This window comes from Stenotrophomonas sp. 28608_Sma (genome assembly GCF_056486185.1).
Window position 1 is genome coordinate 1,111,274 of sequence record NZ_CM151308.1, and the last position, 22,015, is coordinate 1,133,288.

Annotated in this window: 27 protein-coding genes; 8 read left to right on the forward strand and 19 right to left on the reverse strand. The window is 67.3% G+C overall.

Features of this window, described 5'->3' with window-relative positions; genetic code table 11:
- The first annotated feature begins 77 nt into the window (after nt 1-77).
- A complete protein-coding gene (locus tag ACZLHH_RS05050; protein ID WP_049421544.1) occupies nt 78-527 on the forward strand; it encodes a GNAT family N-acetyltransferase in 450 nt (149 codons plus the stop codon).
- Nucleotides 528-620: 93 nt separating this feature from the next.
- Nucleotides 621-1,328 (forward strand): YitT family protein, encoded by a 708-nt coding sequence (locus ACZLHH_RS05055; RefSeq protein WP_032130182.1) that lies wholly within the window; start codon nt 621-623, stop codon nt 1,326-1,328.
- 73 nt (nt 1,329-1,401) lie between these two features.
- Here the strand turns inward: ACZLHH_RS05055 and ACZLHH_RS05060 are convergent, their stop codons facing one another.
- Nucleotides 1,402-1,944 carry a DNA-3-methyladenine glycosylase I gene (locus ACZLHH_RS05060; protein WP_049400680.1) on the reverse strand — a complete coding sequence of 181 codons (543 nt, stop codon included), beginning with the start codon at nt 1,942-1,944 and terminating at the stop codon, nt 1,402-1,404.
- Entirely contained in the window at nt 1,941-3,728 is a 1,788-nt protein-coding gene (locus ACZLHH_RS05065; protein ID WP_049462134.1) for a DUF4153 domain-containing protein, read from the reverse strand. The genes ACZLHH_RS05060 and ACZLHH_RS05065 overlap by 4 nt, the downstream gene beginning before the upstream one ends.
- A gap of 91 nt (nt 3,729-3,819) precedes the next feature.
- Between ACZLHH_RS05065 and ACZLHH_RS05070 the strand changes: the two genes are divergently transcribed.
- Genes ACZLHH_RS05070 through ACZLHH_RS05080 form a run of 3 tightly spaced genes read left to right on the forward strand, consistent with a single transcriptional unit; the run spans nt 3,820 to nt 5,839 of the window.
- Nucleotides 3,820-4,386, forward strand: a complete 567-nt coding sequence (locus tag ACZLHH_RS05070) for a YqgE/AlgH family protein (protein WP_005408377.1) — start codon at nt 3,820-3,822, stop codon at nt 4,384-4,386.
- A complete protein-coding gene (ruvX, locus tag ACZLHH_RS05075; protein WP_005408378.1) occupies nt 4,379-4,873 on the forward strand; it encodes a Holliday junction resolvase RuvX in 495 nt (164 codons plus the stop codon). The genes ACZLHH_RS05070 and ruvX overlap by 8 nt, the downstream gene beginning before the upstream one ends.
- Before the next feature lie 15 nt (nt 4,874-4,888).
- Nucleotides 4,889-5,839, forward strand: coding sequence for an aspartate carbamoyltransferase catalytic subunit (locus tag ACZLHH_RS05080; protein WP_032130186.1), 951 nt, complete (start codon nt 4,889-4,891; stop codon nt 5,837-5,839).
- Between the two features lie 125 nt (nt 5,840-5,964).
- Here the strand turns inward: ACZLHH_RS05080 and ACZLHH_RS05085 are convergent, their stop codons facing one another.
- The 17 genes from ACZLHH_RS05085 to ACZLHH_RS05165 all read right to left on the reverse strand — a co-directional run bounded on the left by ACZLHH_RS05085 (nt 5,965) and on the right by ACZLHH_RS05165 (nt 20,022).
- Nucleotides 5,965-6,456 (reverse strand): REP-associated tyrosine transposase, encoded by a 492-nt coding sequence (locus ACZLHH_RS05085; protein ID WP_032130187.1) that lies wholly within the window; start codon nt 6,454-6,456, stop codon nt 5,965-5,967.
- 207 nt (nt 6,457-6,663) lie between these two features.
- Nucleotides 6,664-7,482, reverse strand: a complete 819-nt coding sequence (locus ACZLHH_RS05090) for a carboxylesterase family protein (RefSeq protein WP_049462133.1) — start codon at nt 7,480-7,482, stop codon at nt 6,664-6,666.
- Nucleotides 7,483-7,552: 70 nt separating this feature from the next.
- Nucleotides 7,553-7,819: a hypothetical protein gene (locus ACZLHH_RS05095; protein WP_010483664.1), complete on the reverse strand. Its 267-nt coding sequence runs from the start codon at nt 7,817-7,819 to the stop codon at nt 7,553-7,555.
- A gap of 59 nt (nt 7,820-7,878) precedes the next feature.
- Entirely contained in the window at nt 7,879-9,240 is a 1,362-nt protein-coding gene (gene mgtE / locus ACZLHH_RS05100) for a magnesium transporter (RefSeq protein ID WP_010483662.1), read from the reverse strand.
- 122 nt (nt 9,241-9,362) lie between these two features.
- Nucleotides 9,363-11,132, reverse strand: coding sequence for a phosphoenolpyruvate--protein phosphotransferase (gene ptsP / locus ACZLHH_RS05105; RefSeq protein ID WP_049462132.1), 1,770 nt, complete (start codon nt 11,130-11,132; stop codon nt 9,363-9,365).
- A gap of 2 nt (nt 11,133-11,134) precedes the next feature.
- Entirely contained in the window at nt 11,135-11,404 is a 270-nt protein-coding gene (locus ACZLHH_RS05110; RefSeq protein ID WP_005408385.1) for an HPr family phosphocarrier protein, read from the reverse strand.
- On the reverse strand, nt 11,397-11,789 hold the full coding sequence (locus ACZLHH_RS05115; RefSeq protein ID WP_049462131.1) for a PTS sugar transporter subunit IIA: 393 nt from the start codon (nt 11,787-11,789) through the stop codon (nt 11,397-11,399). Before ACZLHH_RS05115 ends, ACZLHH_RS05110 begins: the two co-directional genes overlap by 8 nt.
- A gap of 487 nt (nt 11,790-12,276) precedes the next feature.
- A complete protein-coding gene (gene rapZ / locus ACZLHH_RS05120; protein ID WP_032130190.1) occupies nt 12,277-13,161 on the reverse strand; it encodes an RNase adapter RapZ in 885 nt (294 codons plus the stop codon).
- A 27-nt stretch (nt 13,162-13,188) separates the two neighbouring features.
- Nucleotides 13,189-14,139 (reverse strand): HPr(Ser) kinase/phosphatase, encoded by a 951-nt coding sequence (gene hprK, locus ACZLHH_RS05125; protein ID WP_005408388.1) that lies wholly within the window; start codon nt 14,137-14,139, stop codon nt 13,189-13,191.
- Complete coding sequence (locus ACZLHH_RS05130) at nt 14,136-14,588, reverse strand: PTS sugar transporter subunit IIA (protein WP_049462879.1); 453 nt, start codon at nt 14,586-14,588, stop codon at nt 14,136-14,138. The genes hprK and ACZLHH_RS05130 overlap by 4 nt, the downstream gene beginning before the upstream one ends.
- Nucleotides 14,589-14,609: 21 nt before the next feature.
- Nucleotides 14,610-14,927 carry a ribosome hibernation-promoting factor, HPF/YfiA family gene (gene hpf, locus ACZLHH_RS05135; protein WP_004147311.1) on the reverse strand — a complete coding sequence of 106 codons (318 nt, stop codon included), beginning with the start codon at nt 14,925-14,927 and terminating at the stop codon, nt 14,610-14,612.
- A gap of 58 nt (nt 14,928-14,985) precedes the next feature.
- Nucleotides 14,986-16,419: an RNA polymerase factor sigma-54 gene (locus tag ACZLHH_RS05140; RefSeq protein WP_049462880.1), complete on the reverse strand. Its 1,434-nt coding sequence runs from the start codon at nt 16,417-16,419 to the stop codon at nt 14,986-14,988.
- A 39-nt stretch (nt 16,420-16,458) separates the two neighbouring features.
- Nucleotides 16,459-17,178 carry an LPS export ABC transporter ATP-binding protein gene (gene lptB, locus ACZLHH_RS05145; protein ID WP_049462881.1) on the reverse strand — a complete coding sequence of 240 codons (720 nt, stop codon included), beginning with the start codon at nt 17,176-17,178 and terminating at the stop codon, nt 16,459-16,461.
- Nucleotides 17,178-17,729, reverse strand: coding sequence for a lipopolysaccharide transport periplasmic protein LptA (gene lptA / locus ACZLHH_RS05150; RefSeq protein WP_049462882.1), 552 nt, complete (start codon nt 17,727-17,729; stop codon nt 17,178-17,180). Before lptA ends, lptB begins: the two co-directional genes overlap by 1 nt.
- Before the next feature lie 104 nt (nt 17,730-17,833).
- Complete coding sequence (lptC, locus tag ACZLHH_RS05155; RefSeq protein WP_049462883.1) at nt 17,834-18,409, reverse strand: LPS export ABC transporter periplasmic protein LptC; 576 nt, start codon at nt 18,407-18,409, stop codon at nt 17,834-17,836.
- Nucleotides 18,406-18,954: a KdsC family phosphatase gene (locus tag ACZLHH_RS05160; RefSeq protein ID WP_049398160.1), complete on the reverse strand. Its 549-nt coding sequence runs from the start codon at nt 18,952-18,954 to the stop codon at nt 18,406-18,408. Before ACZLHH_RS05160 ends, lptC begins: the two co-directional genes overlap by 4 nt.
- Before the next feature lie 66 nt (nt 18,955-19,020).
- Complete coding sequence (locus tag ACZLHH_RS05165; RefSeq protein WP_049462884.1) at nt 19,021-20,022, reverse strand: KpsF/GutQ family sugar-phosphate isomerase; 1,002 nt, start codon at nt 20,020-20,022, stop codon at nt 19,021-19,023.
- Between the two features lie 54 nt (nt 20,023-20,076).
- On the opposite strand from ACZLHH_RS05165, the gene ACZLHH_RS05170 reads away from it, so the two are divergent.
- From ACZLHH_RS05170 to ACZLHH_RS05180, 3 genes are read left to right on the forward strand one after another with little or no spacing between them, the layout of a single operon-like run.
- Entirely contained in the window at nt 20,077-20,307 is a 231-nt protein-coding gene (locus ACZLHH_RS05170; RefSeq protein ID WP_005408396.1) for a BolA family protein, read from the forward strand.
- A 21-nt stretch (nt 20,308-20,328) separates the two neighbouring features.
- Entirely contained in the window at nt 20,329-21,600 is a 1,272-nt protein-coding gene (gene murA, locus ACZLHH_RS05175; protein WP_049462885.1) for a UDP-N-acetylglucosamine 1-carboxyvinyltransferase, read from the forward strand.
- Nucleotides 21,597-21,926 carry a hypothetical protein gene (locus ACZLHH_RS05180; protein WP_032130368.1) on the forward strand — a complete coding sequence of 110 codons (330 nt, stop codon included), beginning with the start codon at nt 21,597-21,599 and terminating at the stop codon, nt 21,924-21,926. Before murA ends, ACZLHH_RS05180 begins: the two co-directional genes overlap by 4 nt.
- Nucleotides 21,927-22,015 lie beyond the last annotated feature (89 nt).

The window sequence follows — 22,015 nt, forward strand, 5'->3', positions numbered from 1 at the left end:
ACGGTCGTGTGGGGGTCCGGCTACACGGCCTCCGGGGTCAGGCAGACTGGGCGTTCATCCCGAGGCAGGACGCCCTCATGCAGGTCACGCTGGACGCGATCACCGTCGACAACTACGAAGCGGTATGCGATCTCGACGTCAGCGAGGCGCAGCAGGACTTCGTGGCCGGCAATACCTGGTCGCTGGTGCAGGCAGCATTCCATCCCGGCTACCAGACCCGCGCCATCCAGGCCGATGGCGAGCTGGTCGGGTTCTTCATGTGGGTGCCGGAGACGCCGCAGCGCATCTCGATCTGGCGCTTCATGGTCGATCAGCGCTGGCAGGGGCGTGGCATCGGGCGGCGCGCGCTGGAACTGGCGCTGGCGCAGATCCGGGACACGCCCGGCCTGGCCGAGATCGAGATCTGCTACAACCCGCGCAATCCGGTGGCGGGCGCCTTCTATGGCAGCTTCGGTTTCGTCGAGACCGGCATGGACGATGATGGCGAGGACATGCTGGCCGTGCTGCCGGTGACGCCTCCGGAATAACCTGAATGGGCGATCGCAGCTGAACGATTTCATCTGCAACTGTCATGCAGATCGTGTCTAATATCGCTCCCCACCTGCTGTTCCCCCACCCGTATGTCCCTTCCCGCCCATGGCCCCGCGCCGTGCGACGACGCTGACGGCCACCTGGTCACCGCTGGTCCGCTGACCCCGCCGCCCGACAGTGCCGGCACCACCGCCGACGAAAAAGCGCTGCGCCACTCGATCGCCGAGGACGTGCAGGGCATGGTGCTGGCCACGATGGTGGCCTCGCTGGGCCTGGCCATCTTCGCCAAGGGTGGGCTGATGATCGGCGGCATGGCCGGCATGGCCTTCCTGCTGCACTACTCAATGGGTTGGAACTTCGGCCTGGTGTTCGTGCTGGTCAACCTGCCGTTCTACTGGGTGGCGCTGCGGCGCATGGGCTGGGAATTCACCCTGAAGACCTTCGCCGCGGTCACCGCCTGTGGCGTGCTGACCGACCTGCTGCCGCGCTGGATCGATTTCTCGCACATCAACCCGCTGTATTCGGCGATCGTCGGTGGTGCGTTGTCCGGCCTGGGCATCCTGTTCTTCATCCGGCACCGTGCCAGCCTCGGTGGTATCGGCATCCTGGCGGTGTACCTGCAGCGCACCCGCGGCTGGAGCGCGGGCAAGGTGCAGATGTCCTACGACGCCTGCCTGATGGTGGCCGCGTTCTTCGTGCTGTCGCCGTCGAAGGTGCTGTACTCGGCGATCGGCGCGGTGGTGCTCAGCCTGGTGCTGATGTTCAACCACCGCCCGGGCCGTTACATGGGCGTGTGACGATTCGACGGTAGTGCCGGCCGCTGGCCGGCAACACCTGCAGCATTCCGAGGCTGCCGGCCAGCGGCCGGCACTACCGGGAGGCCTGCAACCACGGCGGCGACAGCGTCAGCAGCCGCGCATGCACCGGGCAGTCCTCGGCGTGCGCACCGGGCAGGTAGCCCAGGCTCATCAGGAATTCGCCGGTGATCTCGCCGCCGGTGAAGCGGAACGTCTTCTTGAACAGCTTCACCCAGTCGGCCTTGCTGCGCGGATGGTGCGCATCCAGCCATGCCGCGAAGCTGCCATGGCTGGCCCGCAGCTGCTGGATCACCTGCGCATTGTGGATCGCCGCCAGCACCTTCAGCCGGTTGCGGATGATGCCTGCGTCCGACAGCAGCCGTTCGATGTCCTGCTCGGCGTAGGCTGCAACCCGATCCACATCGAAGCCGTCATAGGCCGCGCGGAAGCCCTCGCGCTTCTTCAGGATGGTCTCCCAGCTCAGCCCGGCCTGGTTGATCTCCAGCACCAGCCGCTCGAACAGCTCGCGCTCGTCACGCTGCGGGAAGCCGTATTCGTTGGCGTGGTAGTAGTCGTGCACCGGATGGCCCGGGGCGATGAGGCAGTAACCGCTCATGGGGAAGGCTCGTTGGATTCGGGTTCGGGATCGATGGCCAGCGCGGGGCGCCCGCCGATGGACAGCATCGGCCAGCGCGGTGGCACAAGCGTGAGTTTGCCGTCACGCAGGGCCTGGTTGATCGCCTCGGCCTGGCCGCTGACGGTGCCGAACAGCGAACCGGCCCGGCGCCACTGGCCATCCCCGCCACGTGCGTACAGCACGCAGTCCGGCCCACGGTGGGTGTACAGCTCGCACAGCAGCACCTCGTTGCTGCCATCGCCATCCAGGTCGCGATGCACGATCAGGCAGTCGCGCTCGCTCTGGGCGCAGGATTCGCCATTGATCGCGCGGGTGGCCAGTGCCTGCCACCAATCGTCCGGTGGCGAGCTGGATCCCTTGGCCAGCTTCAGCGCGCGCTGCAGGGCGGCGACGTCCTGCAGACCCTTGTCCAGGCGCTGTCCATCGTCCCAGCGCGAGGTACGTGCCAGCGCGGCAGCGATCACCTGTGGCGCGTTGGCATCGGCGGTGATGGCCGGATCACGCTGCAGCTCGCGCAGCGCCTGCACGCCACGGCGCCCAAGATCGAAGCGCAGCACGTTGACGTCACTGCTGGTGATCGCTGGCGGGTCCGCACGCAGGCGCGCCAACTGGCTGGACAGGGTCAGCCGCACCGGGTCCAGCAGCGGCGAGTTGCCCAGCAATGCCAGTGCCAGCACCGCCCAACACATCCAGCGGTTGACCGGCTCCAGCGTCTGCAGCCAGCGGCCCTGCCGGCGCACTACCGCCAGCGCGTAGCCCAGTGCATAGCCGGCCACGGCCAACGCGATCAGCACCGCCCAGAAGCGGTCCAGGGTCCAGCCGTACTGCACCACGCGCAGGCCCAGTGCATACAGCGCCAGCACCGCATAGACCGGCAGCGCCAGCAGGCTGGCCTCGACCAGCCGGCGCAGCACGACGGGGTAGGGCGCGGTGTCGTCGCCTTGCTGGTAGACCGCATTGGTGAATGACACCAGCAGCAGCGACAGCACCAGCAGCAGGCTGGCGGCCGAGCGGGTCTTCCACAGCGGCTCCAGCCCGGTCAGCGGCAGGCTCAGCACGAACAGCACGGCGATGAACGAGAGCAGCGGCAGCAGCCCGCGGCAGATCGCGAACAGCACCTGGCGGGTGATCTGGATCGCGCGGTGCTGGGTGCGCCCGATCAGCACGCCGAACCCGGCCAGGCTGCCGGTGGCCAGCGCGATGAACGCGTCCTGCCGGAACAGGTCGCGGAAGATGGTCACGTCGAGCAGCTGGAACAGCGCCGCCCACAGCCACAGCAGCAGCCAGGTCAGCCCGGTGAACAGCGCGGCAAGGGCCAGGGTCAAACCATTCTGCCAGGCGCGCTCGAACAGCTCCGGGTAGCTGGCGCGCCAATGCCCGTGCTGCAACTGGAACTGCCACCAGGGCAGGGCCACGAACACTGCTACGGCCATGCCCAGGGTCAGCGGGAACTGCAGCGCGCCCGATTCCAGTGCGGTCTCGCCGTTGAGGTTCCAGCCGATCCAGGCGGCCAGCACCAGCACCACCGCCGAGCCGAGCGCGGCCTGCAGCCACAGGCGGCGCTGGCCCAGCTCGACCAGGCTCAGCGCCACCGCGCTGGGAATGGCCAGCACCCAGGCATACCAGCAGTAGCGCCAGCCGATATCGCGGAACGGCCACGCATCGGACAGCTCCTGTGCGGCATACAGCATCAGGCCCTGCAGCAGCGCGATCAGGACGATGGCGCTGCGTGCCGGCAGGGTCAGGGGCGATGAAGACTGCATCGATGACCTTCCATGGCAAAGCACCATCCTAGCCCATCGCGGTTCGGCACCATCGCGCGACCATCCCGCCCCCAGCAGGTAGAATGGGGCCATGCCTGTTACGCCGACTTCCCTTGCCGATCACCTGCTCGTCGCGCTGCCGTCGCTGCTCGACGCGACCTTTGCCCGCAGCGTCGCGCTGATCTGCCAGCACGACGAGAACGGGGCGATGGGCGTGCTGGTCAACCAGCCTTCCGAGTACACGCTGGGCGAAGTGCTTGCGCAGATGGACATCACCACCGGTGATGGCGACCTCCAGGCGCGCATGGTGCTCAACGGCGGCCCGGTGCATCCCGAGCGCGGCTTCGTCATCCATGACGACGCGCGGGCGTGGGATTCCAGCCTGACCGTGGGCGACGGCCTGTACCTGACCACCTCGCGCGACATCCTCGAAGCGATGGCGCGCGGCGAAGGCCCGGCCAATGCCGTGGTCACCCTCGGCTGTGCCGGTTGGGGTGCAGGGCAGCTGGAAAGCGAGCTGTCCGAGAACAGCTGGCTGACCGTGCCGGCCGATGCCGAGCTGGTGTTCCAGCTGCCGCTGGAGCAGCGCTGGCAGGGTGCAGCCTCGCGCATCGGTGTGGACCTGTTCCGCCTGACCGACTACAGCGGCCATGTCTGAGCCCATTACGCCCGCGCCGGATTCTGCTGCCCCGGCCATCCGCCGTGATGGCACCGTTCTGGGGTTCGATGTCGGCTCGCGCCGCATCGGCGTGGCCATCGGCAGTGCCTTCGCTGCGCATGCGCGCGCGGTGGCGGTGGTCGATGTGCATGGCAACGGCCCGGACTGGACCGCGATCGAACGCCTGCTCAAGGAATGGAAGCCCGACGGCCTGGTGGTCGGCGACCCGCTGACCCTGGACGGCCAGGACCAGCCCAACCGCAAGCGCGCGCAGGGCTTTGCCCGCCAGCTGCGGGAACGTTTCAAGCTGCCGGTGGTGATGATCGACGAGCGTTCCAGCTCGGTCGAGGCCGCCCGCCGCTTCGCTGTCGAGCGCGCCGAAGGGCGCAAGCGCCGCCGTGATGCGGCCGCCCTCGATGCCGTTGCCGCGGCGGTGATCATCGACCGTTGGCTGTCGTCGCCGGACGACGCCACCCCCATTCCCTGACTGCCCGACACCGCCATGACCGCCCAGCAACTCGATGCCTCCGGCCGCCTGCGCCACCTGCTGACCCTCGAAGGCCTTCCGCGCGACACCCTGCTGCAGCTGCTTGACCGGGCAGGGCAGATCCGCGACGCCGCGGTCGGTCGTGTCGGCAACAAGCGCCACGTGCTGGCCGGTTCGGCGGTGTGCACGCTGTTCTTCGAACCGTCCACGCGCACCCGCAGCTCGTTCCAGCTGGCCGCGCAGCGCCTGGGCGCCGACGTACTGAACTTCGATGCCTCGACTTCGTCCACGCGCAAGGGCGAAACCGCGTGCGACACGCTGCGCAACCTGGAGGCGATGGGCGTGCGCGGCTTCGTGGTGCGCCACCCGGATGATGGCGCCGTGGCCGCACTGGCCGAGGCAGCGGGTGAGGGCACTGCACTGATCAACGCCGGTGACGGGCGCAGCGCGCACCCGACCCAGGGCCTGCTGGACATGCTGACCCTGCGCCAGGCCAAGGGCCCGGATTTCTCGAAGATGAAAGTGGTGATCGTCGGCGACGTGAAGCATTCGCGCGTGGCCCGCACCGACCTGCATGCGCTGCGCACGCTGGGCGTGGGCGAGATCCGCGTGTGCGGCCCGCAGTCGCTGCTGCCGGACGACGAGACCCTGAAGGGCTGCGTGGTCGGTGATGATTTCGACGCGATGCTGGAAGGCGTCGACGCGCTGATGATGCTGCGCCTGCAGCGCGAGCGCATGGAAGAAGGCCTGGTGCCGTCGCTGGAGCAGTACCACGCGCAGTACGGCCTGACCAACGAACGCCTGGCGCGCGCGGGCAAGGATGCCGCGGTGCTGCATCCAGGCCCGATCAACCGCGGCGTGGAAGTGACCGACGAGGTGGCCGACGGCCCGCAGTCGTGGGTGCTGCGCCAGGTCGCCAACGGCGTCGCCGTGCGCATGGCCGTGCTGGAAACGCTGCTGGGCTGACCGCCGCTCTGGTGGGTGTCAACCTTGGTTGACACTGCTGGTGTGGTGGGTGCCAACCTTGGTTGGCACACTCACCGCTCCGCTTGTCCGCGCACCGCTTTGGTAGATGCCAACCTTGGTTGGCACTATCCACCGGAGCTCATGTCATCGGGCAGATCACATGATGCCCCAAGCTCCCATTCGCACCATGCATGGGGATATTGCCCCAACCGCGACGTCAGCCCGGCCCTGATCGGATTTCCCATCAGGTACATCGCATGTCGGTGCAACGATTCGTCCGAGCGGATCGCATGATCGTGATAGCAGGCCTGCCAGAAGCGCCCGACTCGCCCCAGCAGCCGGTTTGCCTGCTGGGCTGTGCGCGACTTGAAACGCTTCATGACGGTTTCCAGTGACCCGGCGCGCAGTTCGACCAGCCAGTGAATGTGGTCGGGCATGACCACGTAGGCAATCGAGCGGGTGAAGCCTTCCTGATCAAGTCGCTGGAATTCGCGCACTGCCAAGGCGGCCACTGCGGCGTTGGTGAAGAGCGGTGCGCGGTCATGGACGACTGTGGTGAGGATATAGCTGAGGCCGACGCTGGAGCGACGACCGAGCAGGAGACGTGTGTTCTGCATGGAGCAAGCATGGATGGGCCTGCTTCCAGTGAACATCGGGGAATGGCTTGGTTTCAGGTAGGCCAGTGCCAACCAAGGTTGGCAACTACCAGAGCAGTCAATGCCAACCAAGGTTGGCAACTACCGGAGCAGTCAATGCCAACCAAGGTTGGCAACTACCAGAGCAGTCAGTGCCAACCAAGGTTGGCAGCTACGAGAAACTGCGGTTCAGCGCTTCTGCGCGAACAGCCACGCCCACATTGCCGGGTCGGCGTAGGTAGCGTCCCAGGCATTGTGATTGCCTTCCGGGTACTCGGTGTAGCGCACGTCGCGTGCAGCGGCGCTCTGGAATGCGCTGTGCAGCCTGCGGTCGTCATCCGGAGGCACCACGTCATCCAGCGCGCCGTGGAAGATCCAGATCGGCGTGTGCTGCAGGCGCTGCGCGATCACGGCATACGGATCGGTTTCCTGGGCGACCTGCTCGACGAACAGGGTCGGGCGCTTTGCGCGTGGTGCCAGCACGGCACCGCACACGGGGACGATCGCGGCGAAGCGGCGCGGGTCATCCAGGGCGATGTTCCAGCTGCCGTAGCCGCCCATCGACATGCCGGTCAGGTACTGCCGTGCCGGGTCGGCGCCGAATTCGGCGATCGTCGCGTCCAGCGCGGCAACGGCCGCACGGTTGTTGCGGCCGCTCCATTCCTCATGGCCCGGTACCTGTGGAAACACCACCAGGGCAGGGAAGTCGGGATGCTCGCGCAGATAAGGCCCCAGCCCGGCGTGGGTCTGCTTGATGCCATCGGCGCCGCGCTCGCCCGAACCGTGCAGGAACAGGATGACCGGGACGTGGGAGGTTGCGGGCGTCTGCCCACCAGGGCTGCGGGCCTGCAGGCCCGCGGGAATGAACACCTGGTAGTAAGCCGTGTGCCCATCCACCTTCACCGCATGTGCTTCGAAGCGACCGCGCGCGCTGTCCGGCAGCGAAGTGCAACCGCTCATCATCAGAAGGGCCAGCAGTGGCAGCCAGCGCGACAGCAGACGGACCATGGGGTTTTCCGAAGCGGCGAGAACGCCTGCATCGTAGTCCGCCAACGTCGGCCCGGCATCGTGCGCCGCGTCACTGCGGGCGCGGGAAGCTGGCGATGATGTCCAGCTGCTCCTGTGCCTCGGCATTGCCTTCGGCGGCTGCAGCCTGCACCTGCGCCATATCCGGATGCAGCACCACCAGCAGTGGGTTCTCGCAGACCGGGCAGTCGTACTCGGTGGCGTCCTCGTCCAGCTCCATCTCCATGGCACGCGAGCTGCCCTTCCATTCGCAGGCCGGGCAGGTGTGCTGCTGGTCGCGCCAGCCGGGCTGGAAGTAGTTTTCTATCGTTGTTGCCATGGGTGTTCCCGTTGAGTGGGGTCCGAGCCCCGCTTGGCGGGGCCCGATCCTTGATGCGGTCAGTGCAGCAGCACCAGGGTGGCCAGGCCGAGGAAGGTGAAGAAGCCCATCGAGTCGGTCACGGCGGTCAGGAAGATGCCGCTGGCCAGCGCCGGGTCGAAGCCGAAGCGTTTCAGGGTCAGTGGCACCAGCACGCCGGCCAACGCGGCGAACAGCAGGTTGCAGGTCAGCGCGATGGCGATCACCGCCGACAACCCGGGCGAGTGGAACCAAGCGAGTACGATCAGGCCCAGCACCGAACCCAGCATCACGCCGTTCAACAAGGCGACCCGCACTTCCTTCCACAGCAGCGTGCGCGCGTTGGAGGCGCCCACCTGGCCCAGCGCCAGGCCGCGCACCATCAGCGCCAGCACCTGGGTGCCGGCGTTGCCTCCGAGGCCCGCAACGATCGGCATCAGCACCGCCAGCGCCACCAGCTTGTCGATGGTGCCCTCGAAGTGGCCGACCACGCTGGACGCCAGGAATGCCGTGCACAGATTGACCGACAGCCACATCAGGCGGCGGCGCATGGCGCGCCAGACCGGGCTGAAAAGATCTTCGTCCTCGTCCAGGCCGGCGGCGCCCAGCGCCTGGTGCTCGGCCTGTCCACGGATGATGTCGACCACGTCATCGATGGTGATGCGGCCGACCAGGATGTTGTTGTCGTCCACCACCGGCGCGGAGATCCAGTCATGGTCGGAGAACTGGCGGGCGACCTCCTGGTCGCTTTCGCCGACATCGATCGCAGGCTGCTCGTCGTCGATCAGGCGGTTGATCGGGGTGGTGTCCTCGTGGGTCACCAGTGCCGCCAGCGACACCCGGCCGAGGTACTGATGGCGCCGGCTGACCACGAACAGGTGGTCGGTGTGGTCGGGCAGTTCGCCACGCAGGCGCAGGTAGCGCAGCACCACGTCAACGTTGACGTCGGCGCGCACGGTCACCACGTCCGGGTTCATCAGGCGGCCGGCGCTGTCCTCGGGGTAGGACAGCACCTGCTCCAGGCGCTCGCGGTTCTCGCGGTCCATCGACTTGAGGACTTCGTCGATGACCGTGTCCGGCAGATCTTCGACCAGGTCGGCCAGATCGTCGATGTCCAGGTCTTCGACCGCGGCGATGATCTCGTCCGGGTCCATGTCGGCGAGCAGGCTCTCGCGCACGTCGTCGCCGACGTGGACCAGCACCTCACCGTCATCTTCCGGATCGACCAGGCCCCAGACCACCTCGCGCTTGCCCGGCGGCAGCGATTCGAGCAGGTTGCCGATCTCGGCCGGGGCCAGGGTGTTGACCAGGCGGCGCACCGGGCCCAGCCGACCGCTGTCCAGTGCGTCGGACAGCATCCGCAGTTGGCGCGCAGTCTTGTCGTGGCGTACAGCTTCAGCCATCGCAGCTCCCGCGGGATAAGAAAAGCCGCGATCCCGGCAAGGATGCGGCAACAGGGGTGTTCAGCGCGTCATTATCGCAAGGGGATGTTTCAACGCATAGCCGCCGGCACTACCCTTGGCGCTCAGGGCGTATCCGCCACCAGCGCCAGCCAGCGCTCGATCGCGCGACGGTCGCGTGCGGCCAGCAGCTTCGGCGCGCGCGCGCGCAGCGCGGCCAGGTCGGCCTCGCGGATCGCGCGGCGCACCTCCAGCAGTGTGCCGGGGTGCAGGCTGAATTCGCTCAGGCCCAGCGCCAGCAGCAGCGGAGTCATCCGTGCATCACCGGCCATCTCACCGCAGACCGCCACCGGAATGCGATGCCGCGCGCCGGTCTCGATCACCATCTGCAGCAACCGCAGCACGGCCGGATGCAGCGGCGAATACAGCTCGCCCAGTGCCTCGTTGTTGCGGTCTGCGGCCAGCAGGTACTGCACCAGGTCGTTGGTGCCGATCGACAGGAAGTCGACCAGGTCGATGAAGCTCTCCAGCGCCAACGCCGCAGCGGGCACCTCGATCATCGCCCCCAGCGGCACATGGTCGGACACCATGTGGCCTTCGCTGCGCAGCTGCTCGGTCAGCTTGAGCATGCGTCGGCGCACCGCCAGCAGTTCCTCGCGGGTGCTGACCATCGGCACCAGTACGCGCAGCTTGCCGTAGGCCGAGGCGCGCAGGATCGCGCGCAGCTGGGTGTCGGCCACCTTGGGCCGTGCCAGCGACAGGCGTACGCCGCGCAGTCCCAGGGCCGGGTTTTCTTCGTTGCTCAGGGTCAGGCCGGTGCGGTCGGCCTTGTCCGCGCCCAGATCGAGCGTGCGGATGGTGACCGGTCGCCCGCTCATGCCCAACGCGGCATCGCGGTAGGTCTGGAACTGTTCTTCTTCGTCCGGCAGCTCGTTGCGCTGCAGGAACAGGAATTCGGTGCGGTACAGGCCCAGCCCCTGCGCGCCCAGCGCATGCGCCTGGGTGACGTCCTCCAGCGATTCGGCATTGGCCAGCAGGGCGATGTCGACCTGGTCGCGGGTACGGCTGGGTTTGCTGCGCAGGCGGCCGAGCTCGCGCTGCTCGCGCGCATGTTCTTTCAGGCGCGCGCGGTAGTCGCGCAGGTTGTCGGCCTGCGGGTTGGCGGTGATGCTGCCGTCTGCGCCATCGATGATCAGCACGTCGCCATCGGCGATGCGGCTGAGCAGCTGCGGCACGTTGACGATCAAGGGCAGGTGCAGGCTGCGCGCCAGGATCGCACTGTGCGACAGCGCGCTGCCGGCGGCGGTGACGATGCCGACCACGCCCTGCGCCTGCAACTGGGCAAGCTCGGAGGGCGCGATGTTGTCGCAGACCAGGATTTCACCGGCCAGGCCTTTCATCACCTCCGGGCGTTCGGGCTGCAGGAAGGCGTGGATGCGGCCGATCACATGGTCGAGGTCGTCCATGCGGCTCTTCAGATAGGCATCGTCCATGCCATCGAAGACCTTGGCCAGGCGGTCACGCTGCAGGCGCAACGCATAGCCGGCGCTGTAGGGGCCGCTGCGGATCAGTTCGTCCAGCCCGAACAACAGCTCGGGGTCGTCCAGCAGCAGGGCATGCAGGTCGAGGAACTCGCCCACTTCCTGGTTCAGGGCGCCATGCAGGCGCTGTCGCAGTTCGTGCATTTCGGTGCGCGCGGCATCCACCGCGCGGTGCAGGCGGGCCAGCTCGGCCTCGACCTGATGGGCGGCGACGCGCTGCTCGGCCACTTCCAGCGCATGTGGCAGGCGCACCCGCGCCCGGCCCATCGCCGCGCCACGGGCAGCACCGTGCCCGGCCAGCAGCTGTACCGGCCGCTGGCCGGAAGGGACCTGGCCGGCGCGCGCGCGTGGCACGCTCAGCTGTCCTCGTCGAAGCGGCGTTCGAACAGGCCGACCACCGCTTCCATCGCGGCGGCTTCGTCCTCGCCGTTGATGCGCACCGTGACCGGGGTGCCCTGGCCGGCGGCCAGCAGCATCACGCCCATGATGCTCTTGGCGTTGATCTCACGGCCCTTGGCGGCCATGGTCACGTTGCAGCGGAACGGCGCCAGGGTCTGCACCAGCTTGGCGGTGGCCCGGGCGTGCAGGCCCAGGCGGTTGCTCACGGTGAGTTCTCGTTCAAGCATCGTCGACTATCGCTCCATTACGGGTACCCGCCGCGGCTGTGGCGGGCAGTTGATCCAGTCCCTGTTCCGGATAATTCATCACCCGCAGCAACATCGGCAGGCTCAGCGCCGACACCCGGCGAACCGGGGTCCCCAGCCGGGCCAGCTGCCCGGCAAGGTTGGCGGGGCTGGCGCCGTACAGGTCGGTCAGGATCAGCACGCCTTCACCATTGTCGACCCGCCGCAGAGCGGCTGAGGCGAGCGGGAGCAGGGCGTCCAGGTCTGCGTCGAACGGTACTTCGAAAGCTTCGGTTTTCAGCGGCAATTGCCGCAGGAGCCGGGTCGCCACGTCTAGCAGGGCGGTCCCGACCCCGGGATGTGTTACGAGGAGAATGCCACAGGTCATTACTGCACGTTAACAGGTCAAGGTGAATTGGCGATAGCAGCAGATGAGGGGCACTGTGTCCCGTATTCAGTGTTGCTCGGGCCGGAGCCCATTTCCGTTGGAAAAGGATCCGACCCCATCCGTTTTTCGGTGCCTGACCGGGATTCATCCACGCATGGCGTGGATCTACCGTGTCGACCAAGGTCGACACCTACCAACAGCACACGGAATCTGTCAGAGGCGGGGCGGTGAGGGTAGGCAGGACCGTTGGCGCCATGGATGGCGCCATCGAGCCCCCAGGGGTGAGGGCGCTTTGCTTGCGAAGCACTGCTTCGCAAGCGCCCGAGCGCACAGCCGCCAGCGGCTGGGCCGGACCGCGGAGCGGGGTTTACGGCGTGTCCTGCCTACTCTCACCGCCTCGCCATCCCTCGGAATGCCGCTTTTGCTGTTGCTGTTGCCGGCCAGCGGCCGGCACTACCAGCGGGTGCCGGCCGCTGGCCGGCCCCCCTCAATCCTGTTCGCGGTGGTAGGTCGCCACGTCTTCCCAGCCCATCTCGCGGGCATGCCGGGCCAGGCGCTCGGCCAGGAACACCGAACGGTGCTTGCCGCCGGTGCAGCCGAAGGCCACGGTCACATAGCTGCGGGTGCCATCCCCCAGCTTCGGCAGCCAGGTATCGAGGAAATCCATCAGCTGGGTCAGGTAGCGCTGCACGTCCGGCTGCGCTTCCAGGTAGTCGCGCACGCCCGGTTCGCGGCCACTCAGCGCACGCAGATCCGGGTCCCAGTGTGGGTTGGGCAGCACCCGCGCATCGAACACGAAGTCAGCCTCGGCCGGCACGCCGCGCTTGTAGGCGAACGATTCGAACAGCAGCGACAGGCCGGTGGCATGGTCCATCGTGAACTCGGTGATGATCCGCCGCCGCAGCTGATGCACGTTGAGATTGCTGGTATCGATCACCGCATCGGCCTCGCGGCGCAGCGGTGCGGTCAATTCACGCTCACGCGCGATCGCTTCGGGCAGCGACAGGCCCAGCTGGCTCAGTGGATGGCGGCGGCGGGTGTCGGCGTAGCGTTTGAGCACAGCCTCGTCGCTGGCCTCGAAGAACAGCACCTTCACTTCCACGCCGGCATCGGTGGCCAGCTGCCGCCAGTCGCCCAGCTGGCTCAGGTCGGCCTGGCCGCGCACGTCGATGCCTACGGCAAGGCGGCGTGGTGCGCTGCCGTCGTGGTTGGCCAGCAGGCTGCGCACGAAGTCGGGCAGCAGATTGATCGGCAGGTTGTCCGAGCAGTAGTAGTCCTGGTCCTCGAAGGTCTTCAGGGCGACGGATTTACCCGAGCCGGACAGGCCGCTGACGATGATCAGGGTCGGGGCGGAGGGGGTGACGGTGCTCATGGACAGGCTCTTCGAAGGACAGGGGAATCAGGGTGTTCGCCGTTCCAGCAGGTTGCTGTGGCGGGCGATGAACATGGCCGCCGGGTCGATGCCCTTGGTGCGCAGGATGTGCAGGCGGGTCGCGGCCTCGGTCAGCACGGCCAGGTTGCGGCCGGGCATCACCGGCAGGGTGATCAGCGGTACATCCAGGTCCAGCACATGGCGGGTGCCCGAGTCGCCGGTCAGGCGCTCGTAGCCATGCGGGGTGGGTTCGGTCATCGGCTTGGTCAGGTGGACGATCAGCCGAAGGTACTTGTTCTTCTTTACAGCCGTGTCGCCGAACATCTCGCGCACGTTCAGCACGCCCAGGCCGCGCACTTCCAGCAGGTCCTGCAGCAGTTCGGGGCAGGTGCCATCGAGCACGTCGGGCGCGATCTGGGTGAATTCGGGCGCATCATCGGCGACCAGGCGGTGCCCGCGGCTGAGCAGTTCCAGCGCCAGCTCGCTTTTGCCCGATCCGGCCTCACCGGTGATCAGCACGCCGATGGAGTAGATCTCCATGAACACGCCATGCAGGATCACCCGCGGCGCCAGCGTGCGCGCCAGGTGGTAGGACAGGTGGTTGAGCAGTTCGTGGCCGCGCTTGGGCGACAGCCACAGCGGCGTGCCGGATTCATCAGCGGCGGCACGCAGGTCTTCCGGGCAAGCCTGGTTGCGGGTCAGCACCAGCGCCAGCGGGTGCGACTGCATGATCTTTTCGATGGTCTCCCAACGCTGGCGCGGTTCCAGCGCATCCAGCCAGGACAGTTCCTCGGTACCCAGGATCTGCACCTTGTTGGGGTAGATCGCATTGAGGTAGCCGGCCAGCGACGGACGCCGCGAGACCGTGTTGCCGGCCTCCAGCTCGCGCTTCTCGCCGGACTTGCCGGCAGCCCAGCGCAGCCCCAGCCGCTCGCGCTGCTGTTCGAACAGTTCACGGGCGGTGATGCTGGTATTCATGCGGCACTCGCAGGTGGGGTCATGTCCAGCGCCTCGCGCAGCGCCCGGGCATCGCCCGCTTCGCGCAGGGCCTGGCGGATGTCGGGCGCCGAAAACAGCTCGGCCAGCTCGGACAGCAGCATCAGGTGCTGGTGGGTGTAGTGGGCGGGGACGGCCATGGCGAACACCAGGTCCACCGGCTCGTCGCCACCGAAGTCGACCGGGGTGGGCAACCGCAGCAGGGCGCCGCGGGGGCGGTCCAGGGTTGGCGCGCGGCCGTGGGGAATGGCGATGCCGTGACCGATCGCGGTGCTGCCCAGCGCTTCGCGCTGGCACAGGTTCAGATAGATCTGTTCGGCGTTGGCCTGGCGGCAGGCCAGCAACCCGGCGGCGGCCTGCAGGACGCTGTCGCGGTCGGTGGCCGTGCAGAGCTGGGTCTGCACGGCCGCCAGGAGGTCAGTCAGGGGCATGTCTGCGGGGAACGGTGGCGATCAGCCACCATTGTCGCCCACCGGCAGCGGTGCGTGCTGCTGTTTTTTCTCCTTGTGCTTGATCACCAGACGGTCAAGCTTGTCCGCAAGCAGGTCGATCGCGGCATACATGGTCTGGGCATTGGCCTCGGCGTGCAGGGTCTGGCCGGGAATGTTGAGGCTGGCGTCGACGTGGTGTTCGGTCTTCTGCAGCTTGAGGGTCACCCGCGCTTCGCAGTGCTGGTCGAAGTGTTTGCCGATCCGGGCCAGCTTCTCCTCTACATAGGACTGCAGGGCCGGGGTGACTTCGACATCTTTGCCAAACGTTTCGATGCGCATCGGGTTTCTCCTGTGTTCGGATGTGCCAATGAACCTCTCCGCCGGGCGCGGCGGCGCGTCAAGCGATTCTGACCCTTTCGTGCGAGGCGGAAATGTTCATGGCTTCACGATACTTCGCCACGGTGCGTCGCGCTACTGGAATTCCCGACGATTTGAGCAGGTCAGCCAGCTTGGCGTCAGAAAGCGGCTTGCGCGGGTTCTCGTCGTCGATCAGGCGCCGGATCATCGCCTGGATGGCCGTGCTGGACGCCTCGCCACCGCCCTCGGTATCGATGCCCGAGGCGAAGAAGGCGCGCAGCGGCAGGGTGCCGCGCGGGGTACGCACGTGCTTGCGGGCGATCGCGCGCGAGACCGTGGATTCGTGCAGGCCGAGCTCGGTGGCGATCTCGCGCAGGGTCAGTGGACGCAGCGCCTGCTCGCCGAATTCGAGGAAGCCGGCCTGCTGCAGGATCAGGCTGCGTACCACCCGCAGCAGGGTTTCGCCACGCTGCTGCAGCCCTTTCAGCAGCCAGCGCGCTTCCTGCAGCTGGGCACGCAGGTAGCCGGCATCGGCGTCGCCACAACGTCGGATCAGCTGTTCGTAGCCGCGGTGGATCACCACCTTCGGCCCGGCATGCGCGGCCAGCGCTGCGCGCCATACGCCGTTCTGCCGCCACACCACCACATCCGGCACCACGTAGGTGTCCTGCGACAGCGGTGCGATCTGCGTGCCCGGGCGCGGGTCCAGCGAGCGCAGCAGGGTGACTGCCGTCTCGACCTCGTCCAGGGGCTGTTTCAGTTCATGGGCCAGCCCGGCGACGCCGCTGCGCGGCAGCCGTTCCAGCGGGCCTGCGGCAATCTGTCGCGCCAGCACCAGGCCGGGCGTGTCACCGGCCAGCACATCCAGCTGCAGCAGCAGGCATTCGCCCAGCGTGCGTGTAGCCACACCGACCGGATCGAAACGCTGGATGCGATGCAGCACGGCGAGGATCTCGTCCTCGTCGGCGTGGATCGCCGGCAACAGGGTTTCGGCGATGGTGGCCAGCGGCTCGCGCAGGTAACCGTCGTCGTCCAGTGCATCGATCAGTGCGGCACCGATACTGCGATCACGCGAGGACAGATGCGACAGATGCAGCTGCCACAGCAGATGGTCGGCCAGTGTTTCGGTTTCGGCTACGCGCTCGGCGGCGCTGCCGGTGTCGTCGTCATCGTCGAAGCTGCCGCCGCTGCCAGCCGCGCTCCAGTCCAGTTCGGCCGGTGCCCAGTCGTCACCGGCATCGGTACGTTCTGCGGGCGCATCACCGTCGTTGCCATCGTTGCCATCGCTGCCTTCGTTGCTGGCGCTGCTGCTGTCACTGCTGTCGGCCCAGTCCAGCAGCGGATTGCTTTCCACCGCCTGGGCGATCTCCAGCTCCAGCTCGGTGGTGGACATCTGCAGCAGCTTGATCGCCTGCTGCAACTGGGGCGTGAGCACCAGTTGCTGTCCCAACGATGTCTGCAGCCGAGTCTTCATGCCTGTGCCGAAAGGAAGGAGAGGAACCCGGCGACTGCTTCACAGCTTGAAGGAATCCCCGAGGTAGACGCGACGTACATCGGCGTTGTCCAGGATCGCTTCCGGCGAGCCCTGGGCCAGCACGGTGCCCTCAGCGAGAATATACGCGCGGTCGCAGATACCCAAGGTCTCGCGCACGTTGTGGTCGGTGATCAGCACGCCGATGCCACGCTGCTTGAGATGGGTGACGATGCGCTGGATCTCGCCGACGGAAATCGGGTCGACGCCGGCGAACGGTTCGTCGAGCAGGATCAGGCGCGGCTGCGCGGCCAAGGCACGGGCGATCTCGCAGCGGCGACGTTCGCCACCGGACAGGCTGGCGCCGAGCTGGTCGGCGACGTGGCCCAGCTGCAGTTCGTCGAGCAGGCTGTTCAATTCACGCTCGCGGCCAGCCGAATCCAGGCCCTCACGCAACTCCAGCACCAGGCGGATGTTGTCGGCCACGGTCAGCTTGCGGAACACCGACGGCTCCTGCGGCAGGTAACCCACGCCCTGCTTGGCCCGGGTATACATCGGGTCGCCGGTGATGTCCTTGCCGTCGAGCACGATGCTGCCAGCATCGGCGGCAACCAGGCCGACGATCATGTAGAAGCAGGTGGTCTTGCCGGCGCCGTTGGGGCCCAGCAGGCCGACCACTTCACCGGCGTCGAGGGTCAGCCCGAAGTCCTTGACGACTTCGCGTTGCTTGTACTTCTTGCGCAGGCCCTTGGCGACGAGCATTACTTCCTGCTCCCGGCCGGCTGTGCCGGCGTGGTGGCCTTGGGCTGTGCCGCAGGTGCGGCCGGGGTCTTGTTCTTCGGCGGGATGACGGTGCGCACGCGGCTGCCGTCACCACCGGAGTTCATTTCGCCGGTGCGGGTGTTGTAGATCATGCGCTGGCCGGCATTGGTGCCGCGCGCGCTGGTGACCTTGTAGTTGCCGGTCAGGGTGATGATCTCGGTCTTGATGTCGTAGTCGATGCGATCGGCCAGCGCGTCCATCCAGGTGCCATCATCGAGCTGCTGCTTCATCTTGGCCTGCTTGCCGGTGAACACCACACGCACCGCTTCGCCGTCCTTGAGGTAGATCTCGGCCTCGGACGAGCGCAGGTCCAGCGTGCCCTGGGTGATGATCACGCCCTGCGACAGCACGGTCTTGCCGTCGCCGGTGAGCATGCCCGACTGGGCGCCGGAATCGATGTGCATGTCTTCGTTGCGGTCGGTGGACTTGGCGAAGGCGGCGCTGGGGACAAGAAGACCAAGCGCGAGTACGGCGGCAAAGGGAATCTTCATCGGGGTCCGTTCTACCGGTGGGGGCCTCCCGGGTGGACCGGGGGCGGGCGGGTGGGGCTGCCGGCCTTGCGCCTGTCCGGAGACGTCGCAGGCTGGCGGCGGAATCAGCGTTTGGGCGTGTAGCGGCCCTTGGACTGGCTGAGGAAATGATACGTGTTGTTCTTCGAATCCACTTCGAAGCCGACGCCGGACTGTTCCATGCCCGGGCGGGTCATGGTCACCAGGGCGTCGGTGCGGGCGCGGTTTTCCTTCGGGAACACGTCCAGATGGTCTGTGCGGAAGGTGGTCGGCACCGTGCCCGGGCCGACCGGGCTGTCGCCGGCGACATTGCCGCGCAGCTTCATCTCGTCGCCCTTGGCGCTGAGCCAGCCGGTTTCGGCACGCAGGGTCCAGTGCCTGCCATCCTTGTCCGGCATCTCGAACAACGGCGTGGCGATGTTGATGGTCTGGTCACCGCGCTGGCGTTCCAGCAACGGTGCGCGCAGCGTGGTCGATTCCTTGCCGTGCTCATCCAGGGCGACGATCTGGAAGTCGTGCAGGATGTAATCCACGCCCACTTCCTGGCCGCCACTGGCTGGCCCCTTGTCGCGGTTGCGCAGCGCCGCCCAGCTGCTCAGCAGGGCGGCCAGCAGCAGGCCGATGCCGAGCAGGGTGCGCCAGTTCACGGTCGGCAGGTTCATGCGCCGAACCTCGCCAGCACCGCATCCACATGCCCCTGCGCAGCCAGCAGGATGTCGCACAGCTCGCGCGCGGCGCCACGCCCGCCATCGGCACGGGTCTGCCAGTGCACGCGCTCGGCGATCCACGGATGGGCGTTGGCCGGAGCCACGGCCAGGCCGACCGCACCCAGTGGTGCCAGGTCGGGCAGGTCATCGCCCATGAAGGCCACCTGTTCCAGGCCGATGCCATGCTGCGCGCACAGCGCCTGCACGCTGGCCAGCTTGTCGCCCACGGCGATCTGGGTGTCGATGCCGAGGTCGGCGCCGCGCTTGAGCGCGGACTGGCTGTTGCGCGCGGTGATCAGCACGGGGTGGATGCCGTGCTGCTGCAGCAGTTTCAGGCCCAGGCCATCCTGCACGAAGTACGCCTTGCTCTCGTTGCCGTCCTTGTCGTAGTACAGCCGACCGTCGGTGAGGGTGCCGTCCACGTCGAAGCAGGCCAGGCGGATACGGGCCGCGGCGGCATGCAGGTGGGCAGGGAAGGCGGGCAAGGGGGACCAGGGCATCAGGGCGGCAGGCTCGGTGGGTTCGGGTGGGGCAGTACAGACTGAATGGGGTCTACGGACTGTCGGTTAAACCACCCGGGCCCGCAACAGGTCATGAATGTTCAGGGCGCCGACTGCACGGCCCTGGTCATCGACCACGATCAGGCCGGTGATCTTGTGGGTCTCCATCAGCCGGGCCGCCTCCACCGCCAGCTGGTCGGCGCCGATGGTGCGTGGATTGCGGGTCATCACATCGGCGATCTTCGCCGTGCGTACGTCCAGCGCGCTGTCCAGCGCGCGGCGCAGGTCGCCGTCGGTGAACAGGCCGATCAGCACGCCGCCGGCATCGACCACGGCGGTCATGCCCAGCCGTTTGCGGCTCATCTCCATCAGCGCTTCACTGAGACTGGCGTCGGCGCCCACGCTGGGCAGGTCGTCGCCGGTGTGCATCACGTCGGTGATGTGCAGCAGCAGGCGGCGGCCGAGGCTGCCGGCCGGGTGTGAACGGGCGAAATCGTCGGCGGTGAAGCCGCGCGCATCGAGCAGGGCCACCGCCAGCGCGTCGCCCATCGCCAGCGAGGCGGTGGTGCTGGAGGTCGGCGCCAGCGCCAGCGGACAGGCCTCGGCCGGCACGCTCACGTCCAGGTGGATGTCGGCGGCGGTGGCCAGGCTGGACTGTGGGCGCCCGGTCATGGAAATCAGCACGTTGCCCTGGCGCTTGAGCACCGGCAGCAGCATCAGCACCTCGTCTGACTCGCCCGAATAGGACAGGGCCAGCACCACGTCGTCCTCGGTGATCATGCCCAGGTCGCCGTGGCCGGCTTCACCGGGGTGCACGTAGAACGCCGGCGTACCGGTGGACGCCAGGGTGGCGGCGATCTTGCGGGCGATGTGCCCGGACTTGCCCATGCCGGTGGCGACCACCCGGCCGCGGCTGCCCAGGATCGCCTGGCAGGCCTGCTGGAACGCCTCGCCAAGGCGGTCGGCCACGGCGTCCAGCGCCTGCCGCTCGATCTCGAAGACGCGGCGGCCGCTGGCGACCAGGCCGGCAGGGTCGACGGAACGGGGGGGCAACAGGGATTCGGCCATGCGGACGCCACGCAGCGGAAGTAGAATGGAGGCACATTTTATTAGGAAAGCCCGTTGGACGCCGACACCATCCGCAATCTGATCGAAACCGGCCTGCCTGGCGCCCGCGCCGACGTGCAGGGCGACGATGGCGTGCATTTCGAAGCGACCGTGGTCTGCGAGGCCTTCGCCGGCAAGATGCCGCTGGCCCGCCACCGCATGGTGTATGCCACGCTGGGCGACCTGATGGGCGGCGCGATCCACGCGCTGGCGCTGAAAACCGTGACCCCGGCCGAAGCCGGCTGAACCGCAGAAGATCCCGAATACATGGCCAAGATCGTTGTGACCGGCGGCGCTGCGCTGCACGGTGAAGTGAGCATCTCCGGCGCCAAGAACGCCGTCCTCCCCATTCTCTGCGCGACCCTGCTGGCCGATGCGCCGGTGGAGATCACCAACGTGCCGCACCTGCACGACGTGGTCACCACGGTGAAGCTGCTGGGCGAACTGGGCGCGAAAGTGACCATCGACCAGGGCACGCTGTCGCGCGGCAGCGCGATCGTGGTCGACCCGCGTTCGGTCAACCAGCACGTGGCACCGTATGAGCTGGTCAAGACCATGCGCGCCTCGATCCTGGTGCTGGGCCCGCTGCTGGCCCGCTTCGGCGCGGCCGAAGTATCGCTGCCGGGCGGCTGCGCGATCGGTTCGCGTCCGGTCGACCAGCACATCAAGGGCCTGCAGGCGCTGGGTGCCGAGATCGTGGTCGAGAACGGCTTCATCAAGGCCACCGCCAAGCGGCTGAAGGGGGGGCACTTCACCTTCGACATGGTCAGCGTCACCGGCACCGAGAACGTGCTGATGGGCGCGGTGCTGGCCGAAGGCACCACCATCCTCGACAACTGCGCGATGGAACCGGAAGTGACCGATCTGGCGCACTGCCTGATCGCGCTGGGCGCGAAGATCGAAGGCCTGGGCACTGCCCGCCTGGTGATCGAAGGCGTCGAGCGCCTGTCCGGCGGCCGCCATGAAGTGCTGCCCGACCGCATCGAGACCGGCACCTTCCTGGTGGCCGCAGCGATGACCGGTGGCAAGGTCACGGTCAACCGTGCGCGCCCGAACACCATGGACGCGGTGCTGTCCAAGCTGGTCGAAGCCGGTGCGAAGATCGAGACCACCGACGACAGCATCACCCTGGACATGCAGGGCAAGCGGCCGAAGGCGGTCAACCTGACCACCGCGCCGTACCCGGCATTCCCGACCGACATGCAGGCGCAGTTCATGGCGCTCAACTGCGTGGCCGACGGCGTGGGCGTGATCAACGAAACGATCTTCGAGAACCGTTTCATGCACGTCAACGAACTGCTGCGCCTGGGCGCGGACATCCAGGTCGAAGGGCATACCGCCATCGTGCGTGGCAACGAGCACCTGAGCGGCGCGCCGGTGATGGCCACCGACCTGCGCGCCTCGGCATCGCTGATCCTGGCCGGCCTGATGGCCAGCGGCGATACCACCATCGACCGCATCTACCACCTTGATCGTGGCTACGAGAACATCGAAGAGAAGCTGTCTTCGCTCGGTGCCACCATCCGGCGCGTGCCATGATCCTGCGCGGCAAGTTCAGCCCGCGTCGCAAGGCGCTGCTGGCCCTGGTGCTGATCGTGCTGGCGTGGCTGGGCTATGCCTGGTACGCCAACATCGCCATCACCCAGGGCATCGAGCAGAAGGACATGGACTGGAACGGCGATGGCACGGTCTCGCGTGATGAAATCATCGAGTCGTTCTATGCGGTCGCAGTGAACGACAGCCAGGACGGCAACCGTCATTGCCGCACCTTCGTCTGGCGCAGCACCGGTGAGCAGATCCGCGTGGACTGCCGGACCGAGTTCAAGCCGGCCGAGGAACAGAAACCGGCTGAAGCGAAGAAATAAAAAAACGCCCGCGAAAGCGGGCGTTTTCTTTGGGATACACCCATCCACGCATGGCGTGGATCTACTGGAACGTGAAGTAGATCCACGCC